Here is an 18,627-nt window from a genome sequence, read left to right as displayed (position 1 = left end):
AAATATACGTAATAATGATAGTATCTATAACTAAAATAAAAAGTACATCTCTATTAAAATCAATGTCATTATTCTCTGTAGAATACAGATTAAAAAAACAAATGAAAGAGGTAAAGTGCTTAAAATATAGAAGTTTGAAACTTTTTAGGATTGTCTATACAATGACATTATGGAGAGACCATGAGCATATGTTGGAATTTAGAAACAATGGTGAACATAGAAATGTGATGAAAGATATTGGTAAAATAGCAGTATACGGAGCCTATGTTTCTTATGAAACAGAAAAAAGTCCTTCATGGAGATCTGCCATAAAGATGTTAGATGAAAAAGGGAAAAAAGTAAATTATTAATTGGCCTTTTTAAAATATAGAATATGGAAATTAAAAAACAGTTTCATCCAATTAGACTAATAAATAGTAGTGAATTGGAAGATAAGAAAATGATAGGTATCAATAAAGAAAATGTAGAGCTTGTAATAGTTAATAATAACGATGAGATTAAAATATTTCAAGGACTTTGCCCGCACGAAAAAGAATTGCTGAGTTTTGGTGAAATTGATGGAGAGCAAAATATAGTATGCCCAGCGCATCAATGGAAGTTTAATTGCACATCAGGAGAAAATAAATGCAAATCAAAAGACGGTTTAAAAACATTCTATTATGAAATAGTTAATGGGGATATCTTTATTGATAAAAATGAACTTTTGGCTCATAAAAGAGAGATGGAAAATACACCTGAGCAAAGATACATACCTATAAAATCATTAAAAGATTTGCCAGGTCCCAAAACAATACCAGTTTTTGGTAATTCGTTAAGCTTTCTTTCTAAGATGACAAAAGTGCATTTGCAATACGAAGAATGGGCAAAAGAATATGGATCTTTTTATAAAATTAATGTTAATGGCGAAAACGGAGTAGTGATTTCTGAAGTGTCTTTTATCAAGGAAATTCTAAACCAACGCCCTTATAAATACAGACGTTTTAAAAATATCAGACCCGTATTAGAAGAGATGGATGTTCATAACCTTTTTTCAACAGAAGGAGATGAATGGAAAAGAAGCAGAAAATACGTAACTCAAGCACTCTCTAATAAAGTACTTAGATCCTTTTATCCATCTATAAAAGAAACTACAGAAGACCTTTATAATCATTGGGAGAGAACATTGGAAAAAACGTCAGAAATAGACGTGCATAAAGATATTTTTAATTACTCATTTGATATTATATCCTATTTAGCATTTGGACAGAAAATAGGAACTGTTGGAAATGACGGAAATAAAATTCAAAACAATTATAAAAGAGTAATGAACATGATACAATTTCGAATTGTAGTTCCTGTTCAATATTGGAAATTTTTTAAACTACCTAAGGATTATAAATTAGATAGAGATTTAAAAGAAATAAAACAAGGTATCTGGAAGTATATAAATGAAGCAAAGGAAAGAATAAGATTAAATCCTGAACTGAAAGAAAACCCGACAAACTATATAGAGGCATTATTACAGGCAACAGATGATGATGGAGTACACTTAACAGATGAAGAGATTTATCCAAGCATATTTGGAACACTTGTAGCTGGAGAAGATACAACTGCCAATACTATATTATGGGTACTACATTATATTACAGACTATCCCGAAGTTCAGAAGAAGATGAGAGAAGAAATATCGCTTGTTTTAGGAGAAGAAAAGTTTTTACAAGTAATGGACGATTCCAATCAATTAGAGTATGTAAATGCAGTTATTTATGAGGTAATGAGGTTAAAACCAGTAATCCCAGTCATCGCATTAACTACAAATGAAGACTGTATTATTGGAGAATATGAAATACCAAAAGATACAGATGTATTTTTATTATCCCATTATAGAGATCAGGAAAGTTGTCCTTTTTTAAAAAGAGAAGCATTTGATCCGGAACGCTGGGTAGATAGCAAAAGTATCACGTTTCATACAACTCAAAGTAACCTTATACCCTTTGGACTTGGAAAAAGAATATGTCCAGGGAAATCATTGGCAATGGTAGAAATGAAAACCATTTTGTGTATGATTTTAAAAAATTATGAAATCACAAAAGCAGATAAAGAAAATAGTGTAGAAGATCATTTTAATACAACTCTTGGACCTAGTAAATTCAATATAAAAATTAAGCGTTTGAACACACCTGTTTTGGTTGTATAAATGCAATTGTAAACAAGAGCCTTAAAATTTTAAAAACAATAAAATGAATAATAAAACTGCAATTATATTAGGGGGAGGAATTTCTGGATTAATGGTTTCAAAAGTACTCAGTAAAAGATATAAAAAAGTAATTCTAATCGAAAAAGATGAACTAGAGGACAAGCCAGAAGTGCGACAAGGTCAATCTCACGGAGGACAGTTTCATGTGTTGTTGCTTAGAGGGTTAAATACTTTAGAACACTATTTTCCAAGGATTACAAAAGAATTAAAAGATGATGGAGCTGTAGAACTAGACCTTGCCAATGGAGCATACTGGTATTCTTATGGAGGTATAAAACAAAATATGATTACGGGGATAAATACATTGATATGTAGTAGAAAATTAATTGATTATAGAGTTCGAAAAAGAGTAGAAAAAATACCGAATGTGCAAATAGTCGATAAAACAAAATATATCGATTTAATTGAAAAAAACGGAACGATTAAAGGAGTAAAAGTTAAGGGTATAGATACTGAGGAATATGTAATAGAATCCGATTTGGTAATTGATGCGACGGGAAGAGGTTCTTTAACACCTAAGTGGTTAGAAAACAACAATTATTCAAAGCCAGAAGAAGAGAGAACGATAGTTAACATTACATACAAAACAGCTATATACACGAGACCTGAAGGAGGACTTCAGGGAGGAAAGGTAATGATGTATGCACCAAAATCTCCCGATAAAATAGGAGTGGTAATACAACCCATTGAAAATAATAAAAACTTGGTTTGTGTAGCTGGTTGGCATAAAGAAGATCCTCCGACAGACGAAGATTTAATGGAATTTCTTAAACAATTACCAGACAAAAATTTTTATAATGTGCTAGCAGCATGCCAAAAAGAAAGTGACTTTGTAGTCTATAAGTTCCCATATTGCTTAAGGAAATATTATGAGAAGTTATCTAAATTCCCTAAAGGATTCCTTCCGATAGGAGATGTGTTTTGCAATTTAAATCCTGCACATGGACAAGGTATAACTTCTGCTTGTTTACAAGTAGAAATTTTAGAAGAACTAATAGAGAAACATGATCCGGCAAATATGTCAAAGATATATTTTGAAAAAGTAGCTAAGATCTTGGATCAATGTTGGGATGCCTCATCGTATGAAAATTTCAGGTATGAAGAAACCATAGGTAAAAAACCTAAAGGAGTAAAACTAGTCAATAAATATATGGTAGCAATTCATAAGGCAGCCAATAAGGATGCATCGGTATATAGTGAGCTTGTAAAGGTTTCTGTCATGATAGAACCTGTAACAAATTTATTCTCTCCCAATTTTATGTGGAAAGTATTTGTGGCCAATATGCGTAAATAGTTTTTTATTAATTAAAACCAAGAAAAATCAATGAAAGCAATAATGTTTCCAGGACAAGGAGCCCAATACAAAGGAATGGGAAAAGATCTTTTTGATAAGTATAAAGACAAAACGGAAATAGCTTCAAATATCCTTGGATATGACCTAGAAGAATTATGTCTTAAAGATCCCAAAAGAGAACTTAACAAAACAGAGTTTACACAACCTGCTTTGTTTGTTGTTAACGCACTAAAATATGATGAACAATTTGCCTCAACTCAAGCAGATTATTTTATCGGTCATAGTTTAGGAGAATATAATGCTTTATTGGCGGCAGGAGCATTTGATTTTGAAACGGGAGTACGAATTGTACAAAAAAGAGGAGCCTTAATGGGAGAAGCTTCTGGAGGGGCAATGGCAGCTGTTTTAGGATTAGATGAAATCACTTTAAAAGAAAAATTGAAAGAGGGAGGACATGATGCTATTGATATAGCTAATTTCAATACACCTAGTCAAGTAGTAGTATCAGGTCCTGAAGAAGCAATTAATCAGCTGGTAAAAGATTTTGACAGGCAAGATATAAAAATTATTCAATTACTAGTTACCGCACCATTTCACTCCAGGTATATGAAAAGTGCAGTAGAAGAGTTTAACGGCTTTATTCATAAACTAGAGTTTAATAGTCTTAAAGTTCCAGTAGTTTCTAATGTTACAGCAAGAAGTTACGCCCAACATGAAATTAAAGATTTGCTCGGAACACAAATAGCAAGTTCAGTACAATGGGTTGATTCTATCCGTTATCTGATGGGAAAAAATGTTAAAGAATATGAAGAAGTAGGAGGAGATAGATTAACCAAAATGGTTGAGCAAATTCAGAGCAGTTGTTCGCCTATTTATGAAGAAATAAAGATAGAAGAGCCAATCCTTATTAGTGAAAAACAAGTAAAAAATATAGCGGAAGAAACAACCGGTATTCATGAAAAAAACACGTTAGGAAGTAGTACGTTTTGCGAAAGATACAATACATCTTATGCTTATGTTGCAGGTGGACTTCATATGGGAATAACTTCAGTAGAGATGGTGAAGAAAATGGCAAATTCTCAAATGTTAAGTTTTTTGGGAACCAAAGGACGTACCATAAAGGAAATTAATAATGATATAGAAAGGCTTCAGAAACAAGTCGCAAAAGAGAAAACTTTTGGAGTTAATTTATATCACAATATTCTGGATCCTAACAAAGAGATAGAATTAGTCAATAGTTTGCTAAAGCAAGGGATAACAATAATAGAAGCAGGAGGATTTAGTCAAATTACTTCAGCCTTAGCGTATTTTAGAATTGTAGGTTTAGAGAGGAAAGACGGTCAAAATATAGTTTGTAATAACCAAATCATAGCCAAAATATCGCGACCAGAAGTTGCAGAAGGTTTTATGAAACCAGTTCCGGAAAGGCTTATCAAAAGGTTGTTAGATAACGGATGGATTACACAAGATCAGGCAGAAATGGCAAGAGAAATTCCTTTAAGTGGAGATATCTGCATAGAAGCAGATCCGGGAGGGGTAACGCATAGGAGTTCTGCATTTGTATTGTTTCCATCGATAAAAAGTTTGCGTAACCAAATCCAAGAGCAATATAAGTATAAAGACCCAATACATCTGGGGATTTCAGGAGGAATAGGAACTCCGGAAGCTGCTGTTAGTGCTTTTATCATGGAAGCCGATTTTGTACTCACAGGTTCAATTAATCAATGTACAGTAGAATCTGGTTTAAGCCCTATAGCCAAAGAGTTATTACAAAATAGTGATGTACAGGATACAGCATATATTCCAGACGAAGAACTGTTTGAAATTGGCATACAAGCACAGGTGTTAAAGAAAGGAGTTCTCTTTGCAACACGTGCAAAAAAACTATACGAGTTGTATCAACGCTATGATGGTTTAGATGATTTGCCCATTGATGTAAGAGAACAACTAGAGGCTAAATACTTCAAGAAAACATTACCAGAAGTATGGCAAATTATCAAACAAGAGTTTATACAAAGAGATGAAATAGCACAAATAGCGAGTATAGAAGAAAGACCTAAGAAAAAGATGGCTACTATATTTAAATATTATTTAAGGCAGGCAAACCAATATGCATTAGAAGGAGCTACAGATGAACAAGCTAATTTTCAAATACAGTCAGGAGCAGCTTTAGGTGCATTTAATCAATGGGTAAAAGGAACACCATTAGAAGAATGGCAAAACAGACATGTAGATCAAATAGGAATGAAAATCATGGAATCTGCAGAAAAATTAATGAATAAAAAAGCTGCATTGGTTTAAAGATAGTGTCGGATAAAAAAGTATAAAATATTAAAACGAATAAAAATATGAATACCGCTAGAGAACATGCAGTAGTAATTGGGGGGAGTATGGCAGGCTTAGTTGCAGCAAGAGCATTAAGCAACCATTTTAAAAAAGTAACCATTATAGAAAAAGATAAAGTAGATAATAAACCAGAAACGAGAAAAGGACAACCACAAACGAGACATATCCATTTGGTACTAGCCCATGCAATGAACATACTCTTAGCGTATTTTCCATCGCTAAAAAAAGAATTAATAGAAAATGGCGCATCAGAACTGGATGTCGGTAATGATTACAATTGGTATTCATACGGAGGGTTCAAGAAAAAAGGAGTTACAGGAATTACTGCACTTACGATGACAAGGGAGCTTTTAGAATATCATGTAAAAAAACAGGTTTTGAATATCAAGAATATTACGATTCAAGATGAAACCAAAGCCTTAGAAATGAAAATGCAAAATGAGAATGTCAACGCTTTGGTATTAGAAAAAGCAGGTGAAAAACAGATTATAAATACCGATTTTATAGTAGATGCTTCAGGAAGAGGAACCAAAGCTTATAAATGGTTAGAACAATATGGATATCCAACACCAGAAGAAACTAAAATCAAGATTGATATCATGTATGTAACCATATTATTTGAACGTAAAAAAATGCTTCCGGAAGAAAAATTAGAAGTAATTAGCTATACTCCAGAGGCACCAAATGAAAAATTAGGAGCCGTGCTGATGCCTATTGAAAATAATAGATGGGTACTTACATTAATAGGAATGAGAGGAGTTGAACCACCTCAAAATGATGAAGAACTACTAAAGTTTTTAAAAGGACTGCCTATTTCAGGATTATATGATGCCATATTAGGAGCAACAAGGCTTACAGATTTTCTAGTGTTTAAATGTCCACATAGTATAAGAAGACATTATGAAAAACTAGAGAGATTTCCGGGGTCATATTTAGTCTTAGGGGATGCAGTTTCAAACTTCAACCCAATGTATGCCCAAGGAATGGCATCAGCTATATGTCAGGCCAAAATTCTAGACGAAGTATTGAGAATTACACCATCGAATGATAAAGTTTTTAAGACTTATATAAACAAAGTAAATAAAGTAATAGAAGATTTCTGGACTTCGGGATCTTATGAAGATTTTAAATACCCAGAAACAGAAGGAGAAAAACCTGCTGGACTCAAAATGGTTAATGGATATATGAAAGCTTTACAAAAAGCAGCTAATAAAGACACCGAATTATTTAAAGAATTATTAGAAGTAGCAGGATATCTTAAATCAGGAAAAGATTTATTCAGACCCAAAATTTTGTGGAAAGTATTTAAAGGAAACATATAATTAACATAAAAACATTACAACATGAAAAATAAAATAGTAGAACAAATTAGAGAAAATTTAATCGAGATTATTCCAGAATTAGAAGGTCAAACAATATCTAATGATGAAAAACTATCAGATATTGGAGCAAATTCTATCGATAGAGCAGAATTAATTGCACTAACATTAGAACAATTAGAAAAAGAAATCCCCAGAATAGAATTAGCAGGAGCACAAACCATAAATGAGTTGGCAGAATTGATTGCTGAAAAATAAAAACACCAACGTTTATATGAATCCGGATCAAATATATAAAGCTTGTGTAACGGGAATGGGAGTAATAACGCCTATAGCAATAGGAATCCCTGCCTTTACAGAGGCTTTAAAAAAAGGGAAATCGAATTTTGCTATAAAAGAGTATACTGTTGAAGACAGAACTTTTAACTACATATATGGAAAAGTAGAAAATTTTGATCTCAAAAAAAGCATAGCAGACAGTGAGTTTGAGGAACATTGGAAACTAAAAATAAATCGTTTACGAGATATTTCATCAAGCACTGCTTATGGAATATTTTGTGCTCTGGAAGCTTGGCATAATGCCAAGCTTCCTTTAACGATTGATAAAAGCAAAATTGCTATAGTTGTGGCAGGTAGTAATACACAACAACAGTATTGTCAGGAGATTAGAGATACATACAAAAGTAAAATGCAATTCATGAAACCCTCCTACGGATTCAATTTTTTGGATAGTGATATGATAGGTGTTGCTTCAGAATTATTCGAGATTACAGGAGAAGGATTTACTATTGGTGCAGCCAGCGCGAGCGGAAATATGGGAATCATTCAAGCCTGCAGACTTATAGAAAATAATGAATATGATGTCGTTATGGTAATTGCTCCTATGATGGATTTATCGGTATTCGAATATCAAGGACTTTCTGCTTTGGGAGCTATGCAACCAATAGCATCAGCGATAGACGAAGTTCCGCTATACAAACCCTTTGATATAGATCATGGAGGATTTATATATGGACAAAATGCAGGAGCAATTATATTAGAATCAAAAGAATATGCACAACAAAGAAAGGCAAAAGTGTTCGGAACTATATCTGGATATGGAGTTACATTGGATGCCAATAGGAATCCAAATCCTTCAGTAGATGGAGAGCAAAGAGCGATAGCCAAAGCGATGCAAAAAGCGGGGATTTTACCAGAACAAATTGATTATATCAATGCACATGGGACAGGAGCAAAATTAGGAGATCATACAGAGGTTGAAGCTTTGATTAATTTACAGCTCAAAAACAAACCTATAAATAGTACAAAATCATTAATAGGTCATGGCATTACAGCAGCAGGAACAGTCGAAGCCATTGCGAGTTTGATACAAATGAATGGGAATTTTGTGCATGAAAGCCTTAATTTAAAAACACCAATAGATTACCCTATGGACTGGATACAAAGTTATAGAGACCTCCATTCGATACAATACACATTGAGCAATAGCTTTGGTTTTGGAGGTATTAATACAGCAATCATTTTAGAAGCGTAATCAATATAGAATCAAAAAAAAATATGAGAGCAGGAATAGAAGCTATAAATATATATTGTGGATCAGCAGCCATAAACGTAGTTGAATTAGCAAAGCATAGACAATTAAATATAGATCGATTTGAAAATTTGTTAATGAAAGAAAAAACAGTACCAATGCCTTATGAAGACCCTATTTCTAACGGAGTAAATGCAGCAAAACCCATATTGGATGCATTGACAGAAGAAGAAATAGAAAGTATAGATATGCTAATCAGCTGTTCAGAATCAGGAATTGATTTTGGAAAGTCGATGAGTACGTACATGCATGATTATTTAAAACTTAGTAGAAATTGCAGATTGTTTGAACTCAAGAACGCATGTTATTCAGGAACAGCAGGATTACAGATGGCTGTTAATTTTATTCTTTCAGGTACAGCTCCCGGCAGAAAAGTTTTAGTAATAGCTACAGATATCATGAGGATGAGTACAGTAGAAGGAGCAGCTATGGAAATGTCTTTTGTAGAACCTTCATCAGGATCAGGAGCTGTAGCAATGTTAATTAGTGATAAACCCAAGATATTTGAAATAGACAAAGGTGCTAGCGGTTATTATGGTTATGAAGTTATGGATACCTGTAGACCTGTTCCCGATAAAGAAGCAGGTGACTCCGATTTATCGTTATTATCATATCTGGATTGTTGTGAAAACAGCTTTAAAGAATATCAAAAGAGAGTCGAAGATGCAGATTATCAGGATAGTTTTCAATATTTAGTTTTCCATACCCCTTTTGGAGGAATGGTAAAAGGAGCACACCGAACCAATATGCGAAAATTTAAGAAGGCGAAACCAGATCAAATTGAAAGAGATTTTCAAGAACGTGTAGCTCCATCTTTAGAATATTGTCAGAGAGTTGGAAATATTATGGGAGCCACTACCTATTTAGCATTAGTAAGTATGATTGAAAAAGGAAACTTCGAAACCCCAAAAAGAGTGGGTATCTTTTCGTATGGATCAGGATGTTGTTCAGAATTTTTTAGTGGAATAATACATCCCGAAAGCCAAGCTTTAATTTCATCCTTGGCTATAGAGGGACATTTAGATGAACGGGTGGTATTATCAATGGAAGAATATGAAAATACTTTTGGAGTCAATTCAGAAATCAAATTTGGAACCAGAGATTTCAAAATAGACACCTCATTATTTCCAAAACCATTTAGTAAAGTAAAAGGAAAAAAGAAACTAATCTTTTCTGAAATTAAAAATTATCACAGAATTTACGAATGGGTATGATACAAGTCGATAAAATATACAATACTATTTTAGTAAGTCAACAACGAGAAGTTATCCATATTCAACTCAACAGACCCAAACAGAATAATAGTATTAATGCAGTAATGGTGAATGAACTTTTGGAGGTTTTAGAAAATACAAAGCAAAACGCCAAAGTAAAAATCATTATATTATCAGGAAACGAAAATCAATTCTGTACAGGAATGGATTTTGAAGCTGTAGTACATCAGAAGGATGAAGCTTTAATGAGTCAACAACCTGATCAATATTATAATTTATTGCAGACAATTAGCGAAATTGATAAGGTTGTAATAGCAAAAGTAGAAGGGAAAGTAAATGCAGGAGGGTTAGGATTAGTGGCAGCTAGTGATATAGTAATTGCAGGTAATCAGGCAACTTTTGGATTATCCGAAGCTCTATTCGGATTGTTACCCGCTTGTGTAATGCCTTTTTTAATACAAAGAGTTGGGCCGCAGAAAGCCAAATGGTTGACATTAATTACACATGGAATAACGGCAGAGCGAGCTTATGAAATAGGTTTAGTAGATGAAGTAACAGACGAAATTAGTAATCAGGTAAGGAAAAATTTATTACGACTTAGTCGATTAGAAACTAATACAATTCAGGAAATTAAATCCTATACAGCAAAACTTTGGATAATTAAGGATGAAACCAAAATAGTAGCAGTTAATAAATTACAATCACTAATAGAATCAGAAGTTGTACAAAATAATATAAAAAACTTTGTAGAGAAAGGAGAGTATCCATGGGAGAAGTAGTAAGTATTACAGAAATTACCAAAGATATCGTACAAATTACGATGCAAGATAAAGAGTCAAGAAATACATTTTCTAAAGAGCTAATAAAAGGATTAAAAGATGCTTTTGCTATCGTAAACCAAAAGAAAGAATATAAAGTAGTAATCCTAACAGGGTATGATAGCTATTTTTCTTGCGGAGGAACTCAGGATGAATTACAACAAATATATGATGGAGAGTTAAAATTTACCGAATTAGATTTTTTTACAGCACCAATAGATTGTGAAATACCTGTAATTGCTGCCATGCAAGGACATGCTATAGGAGGAGGACTAGTGTTTGGATGTTATGCAGATTTTCAAATTTTAGGAAAAGAAAACATATATACAGCTAACTTCATGAAATACGGATTTACTCCAGGAATGGGAGCGACATATATGGTGCCCTTACGGTTTGGCTCCTCTTTAGGATGCGAAATGCTTTTTACAGCCGAAAGTTATAGAGGAGGAGAATTACAAGAACGTGGTGTATCCTTACAAGTAGTTCCAAAAAAAGAAGTTATTACAGAGGCAATAGTATTAGCAAAGAAGTTAGCCGAGAAACCAAGACTTTCATTAGTGATATTAAAAAAGCATTTAACATCAAAAATCAAGGCAAGTTTAAAAGAAGTATTTGATCAGGAATTAGAAATGCACGAAATAACTTTTCAACAATCACAAGTCAAAGAAAATATAAAAGCCTTGTTCGGGAGGTAAATAACTAAAAGATATTACATAAAAACAGGTCAAACTCATATGGGATATATTTAGTAATTTAAAAAAAATGTAGTAATCTTACACAAGTATGAAAAAGTATAAAGTCGTCTTTTTATTTTCTGGTCAAGGCAGTCAGTATCGTAATATGGGTAAAGGTCTATTTACGAACAATGCCGTTTTTAGATCAAGTATTGAAGAAAGTGATTTAATTTTTCAGAAATACCTGCATAGATCCCTTGTGAATGAATTATATGGTAATGATGATACAGATTTTGATGAGCTATTAATCACTCATCCGGCTATTGTGGCAATAGAGATTGCTATGATAGAGGTAATGAAATCTTATAACATTTTGCCAGATTATGTTTTTGGACAAAGTCTTGGGGAGTTCGCTGCCGGTGTTGCAGCTGGTGTTTGGTCTGCACCTACAGCTATAAAAGCGGCTGTAGAACAGTCCAAATCTTTAACGAGAAGCAACCTTGAAGGAGGTATGCTTACGGTTATAAATGCTGAGGCGCACCATAAATCCAAAATATATGAGCAGTATGATTTGTGTCTTGCCAGCGATAATTTTCAGGGAAGTTATACTGTCTCAGGTACAGCAATTAATTTAGATCAATATCAAAAAATCTTAAAGAAAGAAGAGATAATGCATGCACGGATTCCAGTCACCATTCCTTTTCATTCTCCCCTTATTTATGAAGGTTTAAAAGATTTTTCGTTTTATATGCAACAAGGTATTGAATTGGCTAAACCTAAAGTGCCTTATGTGTCTAGCCTAACATCGGATTTCTTAACAAGCGTAGATACAGAGTATTATAATCAAGTTGTAAGTTCATATTCTAGTCATATAAAAGGAATTGATTTTTTAGAACAACTCGGTCCATGTATATATATTGATTTAGGGCCTTCTGGTACTAGTGCTACTTTTACTAAATATTCAATACCAAAAACATCAGAGTCATACATACAGCTAATTTTATCTCCTTTTGGGAATGAGCTCAGACAACTAGAAAAATTAAATGGTTTAATTTCTAATCCCTCCAATTATGCTATTTGAAGGCACTATAAAACTCGTAAGAGAAAATTCAGTACATTCAGCTGGATATACTATTATAAAGCAAGAATTAGCAGATTTGTATGGATATTTAAAAGATTTGCATTTAGATGAGATAACCTATCTAAATTCTTTAAAATTCGATAAACGAAAATCTAGTTATTTGTTAGGACGTATAAGCGCAAAAAGTGCTTTAAGCAAAATTATTCCAGCCAAGATAGCAATGAATTCTTTTAAAGTAGGTTTTGGAGTTTTTCAATTTCCTGTTATAGAGTATTTACCTTACTCTGGCTTTCAGGTTTCTATTACCCACTGTGATGCTATTGGAATTTCTATGGCTTATCCAGAAGCTCATCCTATTGGTATAGATATAGAGAGAATTAATCCCGATAAAGTCGATTTGATGGTTAGTATGTTTACCAAAGAAGAAATAATTTTAGTAAATTCAGAACTTAATGATAAGGCTACTGCCTATACGCTGCTTTGGACAGTAAAGGAAGGCCTTTCTAAAATTTTAAAGACAGGGATGATGATTGATTTTAAATATTTAGAATTAGATTCTCTTAATTATAAAGATGGAATATACACGGGAAACTTTAAAAATTTTACGCAGTACAAATCATTTTCTATAGTTTTAAAATCTTATATTATTTCTATTATTTGCCCCAGAAATACAAATATAAATTTAACTGATTTTACAAAAGATCTAACCTGTCTAAACTCACTGTCTTAATGATTTATGTGCAACTTTTTGAGGTTACTAATGGTGTTTTTAATAATCAATGTTACCTAATTCATAATCAATATGAAGGTATTTTGATTGATCCGGCTTGGAATTATGAGCTTATCAATTCTTACATAGAAGAAAATGGAATCTTATTAAAGGGAGTGTTGATTACACATGGGCATCTAGATCATATAGACCTGGCAGAAGAATTCTCGAAAAAAAATAATGTTTCTATATGGATTTCGGATATAGATGCAATTAATTTTCGATTAACATACTCTAAATTACAATTGGTTTCTCACTTACAGAGCTTTAAAATTGGTACAATAGAAATAACTCCGATTTTTACCCCAGGGCATACTTCAGGTAGTGTTTGTTATTTAATAGATAAGCATGTGTTTTCTGGAGATACCGTTTTTATCGAGGGTGTTGGAGTTTGTTCCAAAGAAGGAGCTGGAAATTTGTATGATTCCGTTCAATTCTTGAAAAGTTACTTACCTGTTTATTCACTGTTTTGGCCTGGTCATTCATATGGCACAGCACCAGGAAAAGATATGTCTTATTTAATGCTCTATAATATTTATTTTCAATTTAACTCAAAAAAATCTTTTGTAGGTTTTCGAACTCGAAAATATCAACCTACAGTATTTAAGTGGCCTTTTGGCAAAAAAACGGATAGTTCCTCTTTATAATACTACAATTTAAAGTTGACAGAGGTTATAAAAAATGTATCTTAACCTATCTTCCTATATTTAAAGACTGTTAATTTTGAGTAAAACTACTTAGCTTTTAGTCAAAAAATATCAATATTTTAAGTAAGACGGAAAATTCTTTCTAATTAATGATTTTTATTTTATTCAATACCAATGATTTAAAAAATATCTTAAAATTAAGTACAATTTTAGTTTGTATACATCAAAAACGTTCCTATATTTGCAACCGCTTAGAACAACAAAGCGTATTAATACAAGCTTCGGGGAGATACTCAAGCGGCCAACGAGGGCAGACTGTAAATCTGCTGTGTAAACTTCGCAGGTTCGAATCCTGCTCTCCCCACGAAAAGGGAAAAGAAGTGAAAAGGCAACTTAGTCAAGCTTTTTTTTAATCCTGAAAATGTTAAAACCCTGCAAATCTAAAGATTTGCAGGGTTTTTTGTTTAAAAACAGTTTTGATATTTATAAAAACAGATTAGAAGGGATTAATTTACGACGACTAGTACTCTGTAGATCTAATATTGATTCATGGAGTCTTTCTAGATGTGTTTTTTATGAGTTTTAAAGCGGAAAACCAAAATGATTATGGAAATGTTCCGTATAAGAGTTATGTGGACTGGAAAGGCGTTGTTTTATTGTAGATAGGCTTAGAATCTAATATGGCGACTTTATTGATGTGTTTGGTGTTAGAATGTTATGAAGGTTGATTTATATTGTTTCGAATGTTTATTCGTTTGTTTTAATTTTAAGTTATGAATTAGTGATGATAAATCGGTAATGTATAAAAACAAAAAAATCTCCACTAGGGAGATTTTTTTGTTTTATTCTAAAATTGATGTTATTTGGCTAAAAGCTCTAATATTTTTGCTCTAAGTTCATCGCCTCTTAAATCTTGTGCAACTACTTTTCCTGTTGCATCTAGTATAAATGTTGCAGGAATTGATTGAACACCGTATTGAGCTGCGATTGGCTCTTCCCAAAATTTCAAGTTAGAAACTTGTGTCCAGGTTAAGTTATCTTTTGCAATAGCTTCTTTCCAAGCTTTAGCTTCTTTGTCTAAAGAAACACCAACTATGTTAAGACCTTTTGAATGTAACTCTTTATAGATAGCTACAACATTTGGATTCTCTTTTCTACAAGGTCCGCACCATGAAGCCCAGAAATCAACGATAGTTACTTTGCCTAAACTTTCTTTAAGCGATACCATTTTTCCTTCTGGATTAGGAGCAGAAAAATCTGACCTTCAGTTTGCGCTACCAACTGGAGGAGCAGTAGCACCAACAGCAGGCATTTTCATTTGACCGATTTTTTCTTTTACTTCTTTACCAGGTTTAGTGTTTTTTACTGATTCATCTAAACTAGTATAAAGAGCTTCTGCTTTTTTTACATCAGTAGATGGATCATTCAACATTCCTTTGATAATTAAAGCGCTGATGAAAGATTTTGGGTGAGATTCAGCATATGTAGTATATTTTGCTTTAGTCTCAGTTTGAACATCACCTTGGATTTTCATGAATTCTTTCATTAAACCATTGATTACTGCTGTATCTTTAGCTTGTTGAGCAGTATTCATAGTTTGTGTGTTTTTTTTCTGGAAATCAACTAATTTCTTCTGAACTTTCATAAGTTCATCATTAAATTTCACATACTCATCATTGTTGTATGTTCCAGAAATTTTAGATTTATGGATACTATCTTTATCCACAACAACTTTAATTTCTCCTGTTTCTAGGATAAAAGGAATTGGTCCTTGAGCTCCTTGTAATTGTAATGTATGAAATGCAGGTTCAGTAACTTTACCTTTAATTTCAAATTTTCCATTTTCAACTTTTGCAGTGTCTAGAGCAATAAGAGCTCCTGTAGTTTGATCTTGAGTTTGTAGGATTATAGTTTTCCCGTTTTCAATTCCTGTTGCAGTTCCAGTAATAAGGTATTCACCGTCTTTAACTTTGTTGCATGAAATTATTGCTATAGAAGCAGTAAGTAAAAAAAATATTTTTTTCATTATTAATTAGTTAATTGATTTGTGGAACAAAAGTATTTAAAATTATAAAAGATAAATAATTTTGTAACCTAAAATTTTGTTATAGTTTTTTGTAAGATAAAAACCTTGTAGTCAGTTGGTTTAGGGTGTTTTTTGTAAGGATGTGTGACTCTTTTGATTTAATTTTAAAATAAAAAATAATATTTTAGGTGTTTTTGCAGCAAAAAAAAAGCATCCGCCAATGGTGGATGCTTTTTTACAGAGACTATAATTTTAGTCTTGATTTGTTTTCTTTCTCCAAGTAAAAGAGTTAAGAATATGTCTTTTTGCAAATCTTCCAGGAGAATCTGCATTTACCATTTTTACATAAGTAGCTTTTGGTACGCTGATGTATTCGTAAACGCTACCATTTGAGAAATCAATAATTAATCTACCTTCTACAAATTTGTAATCTGTAATAGATGAAGTAGCGATTGTTTCTGTATATTCTGGCAAGTTTAGTTTAATTGTCTCAGGATTGATACTTACCAAAAAGTGGTAAGCTTCAATAACTAATTTACTTTTTTCTTCTGCTTCTTTCAAACCAGCGTCGTTACCTTGAAATTTGTCAGGATGACATTCTTTCATAGCATTACGGTAAATGGTTTTTAAATCTTTTAATTCTGCAGTTTTGTCTACGTTTAGTAACTTGCGGTATTCAACTATTTTTTTCATAAATAAGATAACTACTTGTCTATTAGATTGAAATTAATATTTGTTTAATTCAAAAAAGACAAATTTTTTGCAAAGGTACACTTTTTTTTAACTTTTTACTTTCGTAGTAAAAAATATTCAAAAAATATGTAAAAGCTTGATTTTTAAATAGAATAAGTTTGCTGATTCTTAATACTATGTACTGAAAAAGCAAAAGATTAAAAAATGATTGTTTTATTTTTGTTCAGGCTTATTATTTGCCTTGTCAAAGTTTTTTGATTTTTTAGGATACTTGTTATAGCTAATATCACTTGGGTTTTCGATTATAGATTTTATTGTAATCCAATCTCCAACTACGTGATTAGCATGTGCTATCTTGTAATCTAAAAGGTATTCACCACAAAAATAGTTGTTGTTTTCATCCTTCTCCATTATCCCAGTATAAACCCCTTTTTGTAACATTTTTTCTTGAGAAGCCTTTGTCATGATATTTTTATTTAAAAATTGAAGCTGCAAAGTTAATCAATATATTGTTTGGTTTAGGGAGTTCGTGACAATCTAAGTATATTTGCACATGCAAAAAAACTTTAGACCAAATCCTAATTCGTTCAAAAATACATTTTGTGTTTTTCAGGAAGTAACTTCGAAAGAAGTTGAAGGTTTGAAAATTCAATTTGAAAGTAAAGCAGGAAGTAGGTATTATTATTCCGATTTAGGAATGTATCGTTTCTCTAACCATTGGGGAAGATTGGCTAATAGCAAATGGCGTTTGGTTGCTATGGAACCTGAAACAGAATCTAAATTTAAACTGGGTTTTGCGGCTTGGAGTTCTTTTTATCCTGATAATGCCATTGATAAAATATATTATATTGAAGCTGATTATTCTAGAAACACGGTTAATTATCAACACAAGAATAATCCAGAATATGATAATAAAGCTATACTTAGAACCAGTTTTGAAACAACAAAAAGGATTAAACAAATTAGAAACTTGCAACAACTAACTTCATGGGCAAAATATTTTGATTATGAAGATATCGATATTTTGCGTAAAGCAATTATAAATGAACTTATTTTTACAGAGAAAACTTTAGAAGAAATTAAAAGAGAAATAGAATAATGGGAAGGAATAACGAAAGAAATATTAAGAAACACAACGATAAGTTGCACAAGGCACAAGACAAAGTAAAACAAGCTGAAATTGCGCGTAAGGAGAAATTAAAACAAATTGTAAAGAAGTTTAATGAGGATAAATCTTCATCTGATAAATAAAATATATGGAAAACGATAAATTCAGTGGTTTAAAAGAAAGTGTTCAGGAAATAATAGATTTAATTGCTGCTAAACAAAATAAATCTGCGAACAATAAATTGGCAGAAGTAAGTGATATTTTGGATGATTTGCTCGATTTTTCGGAAGAGGATGAAGATTTAATCGAGATTAGTAAATATCAGGTTTTATTAAACCAGTTACATCAAAAGATAAATACTGCCGAATAATTTTAGATTTTTGTCTTTATGGAAAATTCCAAATGTTATTGCGATACACGTTTATATTTTGATAATTGTTGTGGTTTATATCTCAAGAATAATCAAAATGCGCCAACTGCATTAGCTTTAATGCGTTCTCGTTTTTCGGCTTATGTTATTAAAGATGCCGATTATTTATTGGCTACGACCCATTCTTCCGAAAGGAAATATTATTCGAAAGAGGATATCTTGAATTGGGCTATAGCCAATGAATGGCAGCAATTGGAAATTATAAGTTTTACAGAAACTACAGTTGCATTTAAGGCTTACTTCTTGGATGAAAAGAAACAACCTCAAATACATTATGAGTTTTCTACTTTTAAACTAGAAAATGGGGTTTGGTATTATCTTGAAGGAAAATTTGAATAATTAGTAGTTTTTAACTGATTATCAGTTAATTTTTGATTAAAT

The 18,627-nt window shown here is 32.1% G+C and carries 20 protein-coding genes, 1 tRNA gene and 1 pseudogene; 18 read left to right on the top strand and 4 right to left on the bottom strand.

All coding sequences use genetic code 11. The features are described 5' to 3' along the window. The first annotated feature begins 161 nt into the window (after positions 1–161). From OA93_RS24940 to OA93_RS18505, 14 genes are all read left to right on the top strand, one after another. A complete protein-coding gene (locus OA93_RS24940) occupies positions 162–350 on the top strand; it encodes a hypothetical protein (RefSeq protein ID WP_131474504.1) in 189 nt (62 codons plus the stop codon). A gap of 23 nt (positions 351–373) precedes the next feature. Then, positions 374–2,176 carry a cytochrome P450 gene (locus tag OA93_RS18565; RefSeq protein WP_039115224.1) on the top strand — a complete coding sequence of 601 codons (1,803 nt, stop codon included), beginning with the start codon at positions 374–376 and terminating at the stop codon, positions 2,174–2,176. A gap of 43 nt (positions 2,177–2,219) precedes the next feature. Further along, positions 2,220–3,530: an FAD-dependent monooxygenase gene (locus tag OA93_RS18560; RefSeq protein WP_039115222.1), complete on the top strand. Its 1,311-nt coding sequence runs from the start codon at positions 2,220–2,222 to the stop codon at positions 3,528–3,530. A gap of 30 nt (positions 3,531–3,560) precedes the next feature. Further along, the gene (gene fabD / locus OA93_RS18555) at positions 3,561–5,831 is read left to right on the top strand and encodes an ACP S-malonyltransferase (RefSeq protein ID WP_039115220.1); all 2,271 of its coding nucleotides are present in this window, start codon (positions 3,561–3,563) and stop codon (positions 5,829–5,831) included. A gap of 47 nt (positions 5,832–5,878) precedes the next feature. Beyond that, positions 5,879–7,198, top strand: a complete 1,320-nt coding sequence (locus tag OA93_RS18550) for an FAD-dependent monooxygenase (protein WP_039115218.1) — start codon at positions 5,879–5,881, stop codon at positions 7,196–7,198. A gap of 21 nt (positions 7,199–7,219) precedes the next feature. After that, a complete protein-coding gene (locus OA93_RS18545) occupies positions 7,220–7,453 on the top strand; it encodes a phosphopantetheine-binding protein (protein WP_039115217.1) in 234 nt (77 codons plus the stop codon). A 16-nt stretch (positions 7,454–7,469) separates the two neighbouring features. Next, positions 7,470–8,729 carry a beta-ketoacyl synthase N-terminal-like domain-containing protein gene (locus OA93_RS18540; protein WP_039115216.1) on the top strand — a complete coding sequence of 420 codons (1,260 nt, stop codon included), beginning with the start codon at positions 7,470–7,472 and terminating at the stop codon, positions 8,727–8,729. 23 nt (positions 8,730–8,752) lie between these two features. Next, on the top strand, positions 8,753–10,000 hold the full coding sequence (locus OA93_RS18535; protein ID WP_039115214.1) for a hydroxymethylglutaryl-CoA synthase family protein: 1,248 nt from the start codon (positions 8,753–8,755) through the stop codon (positions 9,998–10,000). Then, complete coding sequence (locus OA93_RS18530) at positions 9,991–10,779, top strand: enoyl-CoA hydratase/isomerase (RefSeq protein WP_039115213.1); 789 nt, start codon at positions 9,991–9,993, stop codon at positions 10,777–10,779. Before OA93_RS18535 ends, OA93_RS18530 begins: the two co-directional genes overlap by 10 nt. Beyond that, positions 10,767–11,513 (top strand): polyketide synthase, encoded by a 747-nt coding sequence (locus OA93_RS18525; RefSeq protein ID WP_039115212.1) that lies wholly within the window; start codon positions 10,767–10,769, stop codon positions 11,511–11,513. The genes OA93_RS18530 and OA93_RS18525 overlap by 13 nt, the downstream gene beginning before the upstream one ends. 88 nt (positions 11,514–11,601) lie before the next feature. Then, positions 11,602–12,573, top strand: a complete 972-nt coding sequence (locus tag OA93_RS18520) for an acyltransferase domain-containing protein (protein ID WP_039115210.1) — start codon at positions 11,602–11,604, stop codon at positions 12,571–12,573. Then, complete coding sequence (locus tag OA93_RS18515) at positions 12,563–13,303, top strand: 4'-phosphopantetheinyl transferase family protein (protein WP_052259518.1); 741 nt, start codon at positions 12,563–12,565, stop codon at positions 13,301–13,303. Before OA93_RS18520 ends, OA93_RS18515 begins: the two co-directional genes overlap by 11 nt. Then, positions 13,303–13,989, top strand: coding sequence for an MBL fold metallo-hydrolase (locus OA93_RS18510; RefSeq protein ID WP_052259517.1), 687 nt, complete (start codon positions 13,303–13,305; stop codon positions 13,987–13,989). Before OA93_RS18515 ends, OA93_RS18510 begins: the two co-directional genes overlap by 1 nt. A gap of 283 nt (positions 13,990–14,272) precedes the next feature. After that, a tRNA-Tyr gene (locus tag OA93_RS18505) sits at positions 14,273–14,353 on the top strand. 495 nt (positions 14,354–14,848) lie between these two features. Here the strand turns inward: OA93_RS18505 and OA93_RS18500 are convergent. From OA93_RS18500 to OA93_RS18485, 4 genes and pseudogenes are all read right to left on the bottom strand, one after another. Beyond that, a pseudogene (locus OA93_RS18500) lies at positions 14,849–15,235 on the bottom strand (TlpA disulfide reductase family protein); the annotation flags it as partial. Positions 15,236–15,253: 18 nt separating this feature from the next. Then, complete coding sequence (locus tag OA93_RS18495; protein ID WP_035628626.1) at positions 15,254–16,015, bottom strand: DUF4369 domain-containing protein; 762 nt, start codon at positions 16,013–16,015, stop codon at positions 15,254–15,256. A gap of 252 nt (positions 16,016–16,267) precedes the next feature. Then, the gene (locus OA93_RS18490) at positions 16,268–16,708 is read right to left on the bottom strand and encodes a KTSC domain-containing protein (RefSeq protein WP_039115207.1); all 441 of its coding nucleotides are present in this window, start codon (positions 16,706–16,708) and stop codon (positions 16,268–16,270) included. A gap of 213 nt (positions 16,709–16,921) precedes the next feature. Continuing rightward, positions 16,922–17,173 (bottom strand): hypothetical protein, encoded by a 252-nt coding sequence (locus OA93_RS18485; RefSeq protein WP_039115206.1) that lies wholly within the window; start codon positions 17,171–17,173, stop codon positions 16,922–16,924. An 88-nt stretch (positions 17,174–17,261) separates the two neighbouring features. Between OA93_RS18485 and OA93_RS18480 the strand changes: the two genes are divergently transcribed. The 4 genes from OA93_RS18480 to OA93_RS18470 are packed head-to-tail and all read left to right on the top strand — an operon-like array spanning position 17,262 to position 18,585. Further along, positions 17,262–17,807 carry a hypothetical protein gene (locus OA93_RS18480; RefSeq protein WP_039115204.1) on the top strand — a complete coding sequence of 182 codons (546 nt, stop codon included), beginning with the start codon at positions 17,262–17,264 and terminating at the stop codon, positions 17,805–17,807. Then, the gene (locus OA93_RS25140; protein ID WP_165572120.1) at positions 17,807–17,959 is read left to right on the top strand and encodes a hypothetical protein; all 153 of its coding nucleotides are present in this window, start codon (positions 17,807–17,809) and stop codon (positions 17,957–17,959) included. Before OA93_RS18480 ends, OA93_RS25140 begins: the two co-directional genes overlap by 1 nt. A 5-nt stretch (positions 17,960–17,964) precedes the next feature. Continuing rightward, the gene (locus tag OA93_RS18475; RefSeq protein WP_035628634.1) at positions 17,965–18,186 is read left to right on the top strand and encodes a hypothetical protein; all 222 of its coding nucleotides are present in this window, start codon (positions 17,965–17,967) and stop codon (positions 18,184–18,186) included. 18 nt (positions 18,187–18,204) lie between these two features. Continuing rightward, a complete protein-coding gene (locus OA93_RS18470; protein ID WP_039115201.1) occupies positions 18,205–18,585 on the top strand; it encodes a YchJ family metal-binding protein in 381 nt (126 codons plus the stop codon). Positions 18,586–18,627: the final 42 nt, after the last annotated feature.

The organism is Flavobacterium sp. KMS (assembly GCF_000813005.1).
GTDB lineage: Bacteria > Bacteroidota > Bacteroidia > Flavobacteriales > Flavobacteriaceae > Flavobacterium.
This window is presented reverse-complemented; position numbering and strand designations above follow the sequence as displayed.

Excerpts from the sequence above, each read along its gene's own strand:
- fabD (WP_039115220.1), top strand. The coding sequence starts at position 3,561 with ATGAAAGCAATAATGTTTCCAGGACAAGGAGCCCAATACAAAGGAATG.
- OA93_RS18480 (WP_039115204.1), top strand. The coding sequence starts at position 17,262 with ATGCAAAAAAACTTTAGACCAAATCCTAATTCGTTCAAAAATACATTT.
- OA93_RS18520 (WP_039115210.1), top strand. The coding sequence starts at position 11,602 with ATGAAAAAGTATAAAGTCGTCTTTTTATTTTCTGGTCAAGGCAGTCAG.
- OA93_RS18525 (WP_039115212.1), top strand. The coding sequence starts at position 10,767 with ATGGGAGAAGTAGTAAGTATTACAGAAATTACCAAAGATATCGTACAA.
- OA93_RS18530 (WP_039115213.1), top strand. The coding sequence starts at position 9,991 with ATGGGTATGATACAAGTCGATAAAATATACAATACTATTTTAGTAAGT.
- OA93_RS18485 (WP_039115206.1), bottom strand. The coding sequence starts at position 17,173 with ATGACAAAGGCTTCTCAAGAAAAAATGTTACAAAAAGGGGTTTATACT.
- OA93_RS24940 (WP_131474504.1), top strand. The coding sequence starts at position 162 with ATGACATTATGGAGAGACCATGAGCATATGTTGGAATTTAGAAACAAT.
- OA93_RS18515 (WP_052259518.1), top strand. The coding sequence starts at position 12,563 with ATGCTATTTGAAGGCACTATAAAACTCGTAAGAGAAAATTCAGTACAT.
- OA93_RS18540 (WP_039115216.1), top strand. The coding sequence starts at position 7,470 with ATGAATCCGGATCAAATATATAAAGCTTGTGTAACGGGAATGGGAGTA.
- OA93_RS18510 (WP_052259517.1), top strand. The coding sequence starts at position 13,303 with ATGATTTATGTGCAACTTTTTGAGGTTACTAATGGTGTTTTTAATAAT.
- OA93_RS18545 (WP_039115217.1), top strand. The coding sequence starts at position 7,220 with ATGAAAAATAAAATAGTAGAACAAATTAGAGAAAATTTAATCGAGATT.
- OA93_RS18495 (WP_035628626.1), bottom strand. The coding sequence starts at position 16,015 with ATGAAAAAAATATTTTTTTTACTTACTGCTTCTATAGCAATAATTTCA.
- OA93_RS18550 (WP_039115218.1), top strand. The coding sequence starts at position 5,879 with ATGAATACCGCTAGAGAACATGCAGTAGTAATTGGGGGGAGTATGGCA.
- OA93_RS18490 (WP_039115207.1), bottom strand. The coding sequence starts at position 16,708 with ATGAAAAAAATAGTTGAATACCGCAAGTTACTAAACGTAGACAAAACT.
- OA93_RS18470 (WP_039115201.1), top strand. The coding sequence starts at position 18,205 with ATGGAAAATTCCAAATGTTATTGCGATACACGTTTATATTTTGATAAT.
- OA93_RS18535 (WP_039115214.1), top strand. The coding sequence starts at position 8,753 with ATGAGAGCAGGAATAGAAGCTATAAATATATATTGTGGATCAGCAGCC.
- OA93_RS18565 (WP_039115224.1), top strand. The coding sequence starts at position 374 with ATGGAAATTAAAAAACAGTTTCATCCAATTAGACTAATAAATAGTAGT.
- OA93_RS25140 (WP_165572120.1), top strand. The coding sequence starts at position 17,807 with ATGGGAAGGAATAACGAAAGAAATATTAAGAAACACAACGATAAGTTG.
- OA93_RS18475 (WP_035628634.1), top strand. The coding sequence starts at position 17,965 with ATGGAAAACGATAAATTCAGTGGTTTAAAAGAAAGTGTTCAGGAAATA.
- OA93_RS18560 (WP_039115222.1), top strand. The coding sequence starts at position 2,220 with ATGAATAATAAAACTGCAATTATATTAGGGGGAGGAATTTCTGGATTA.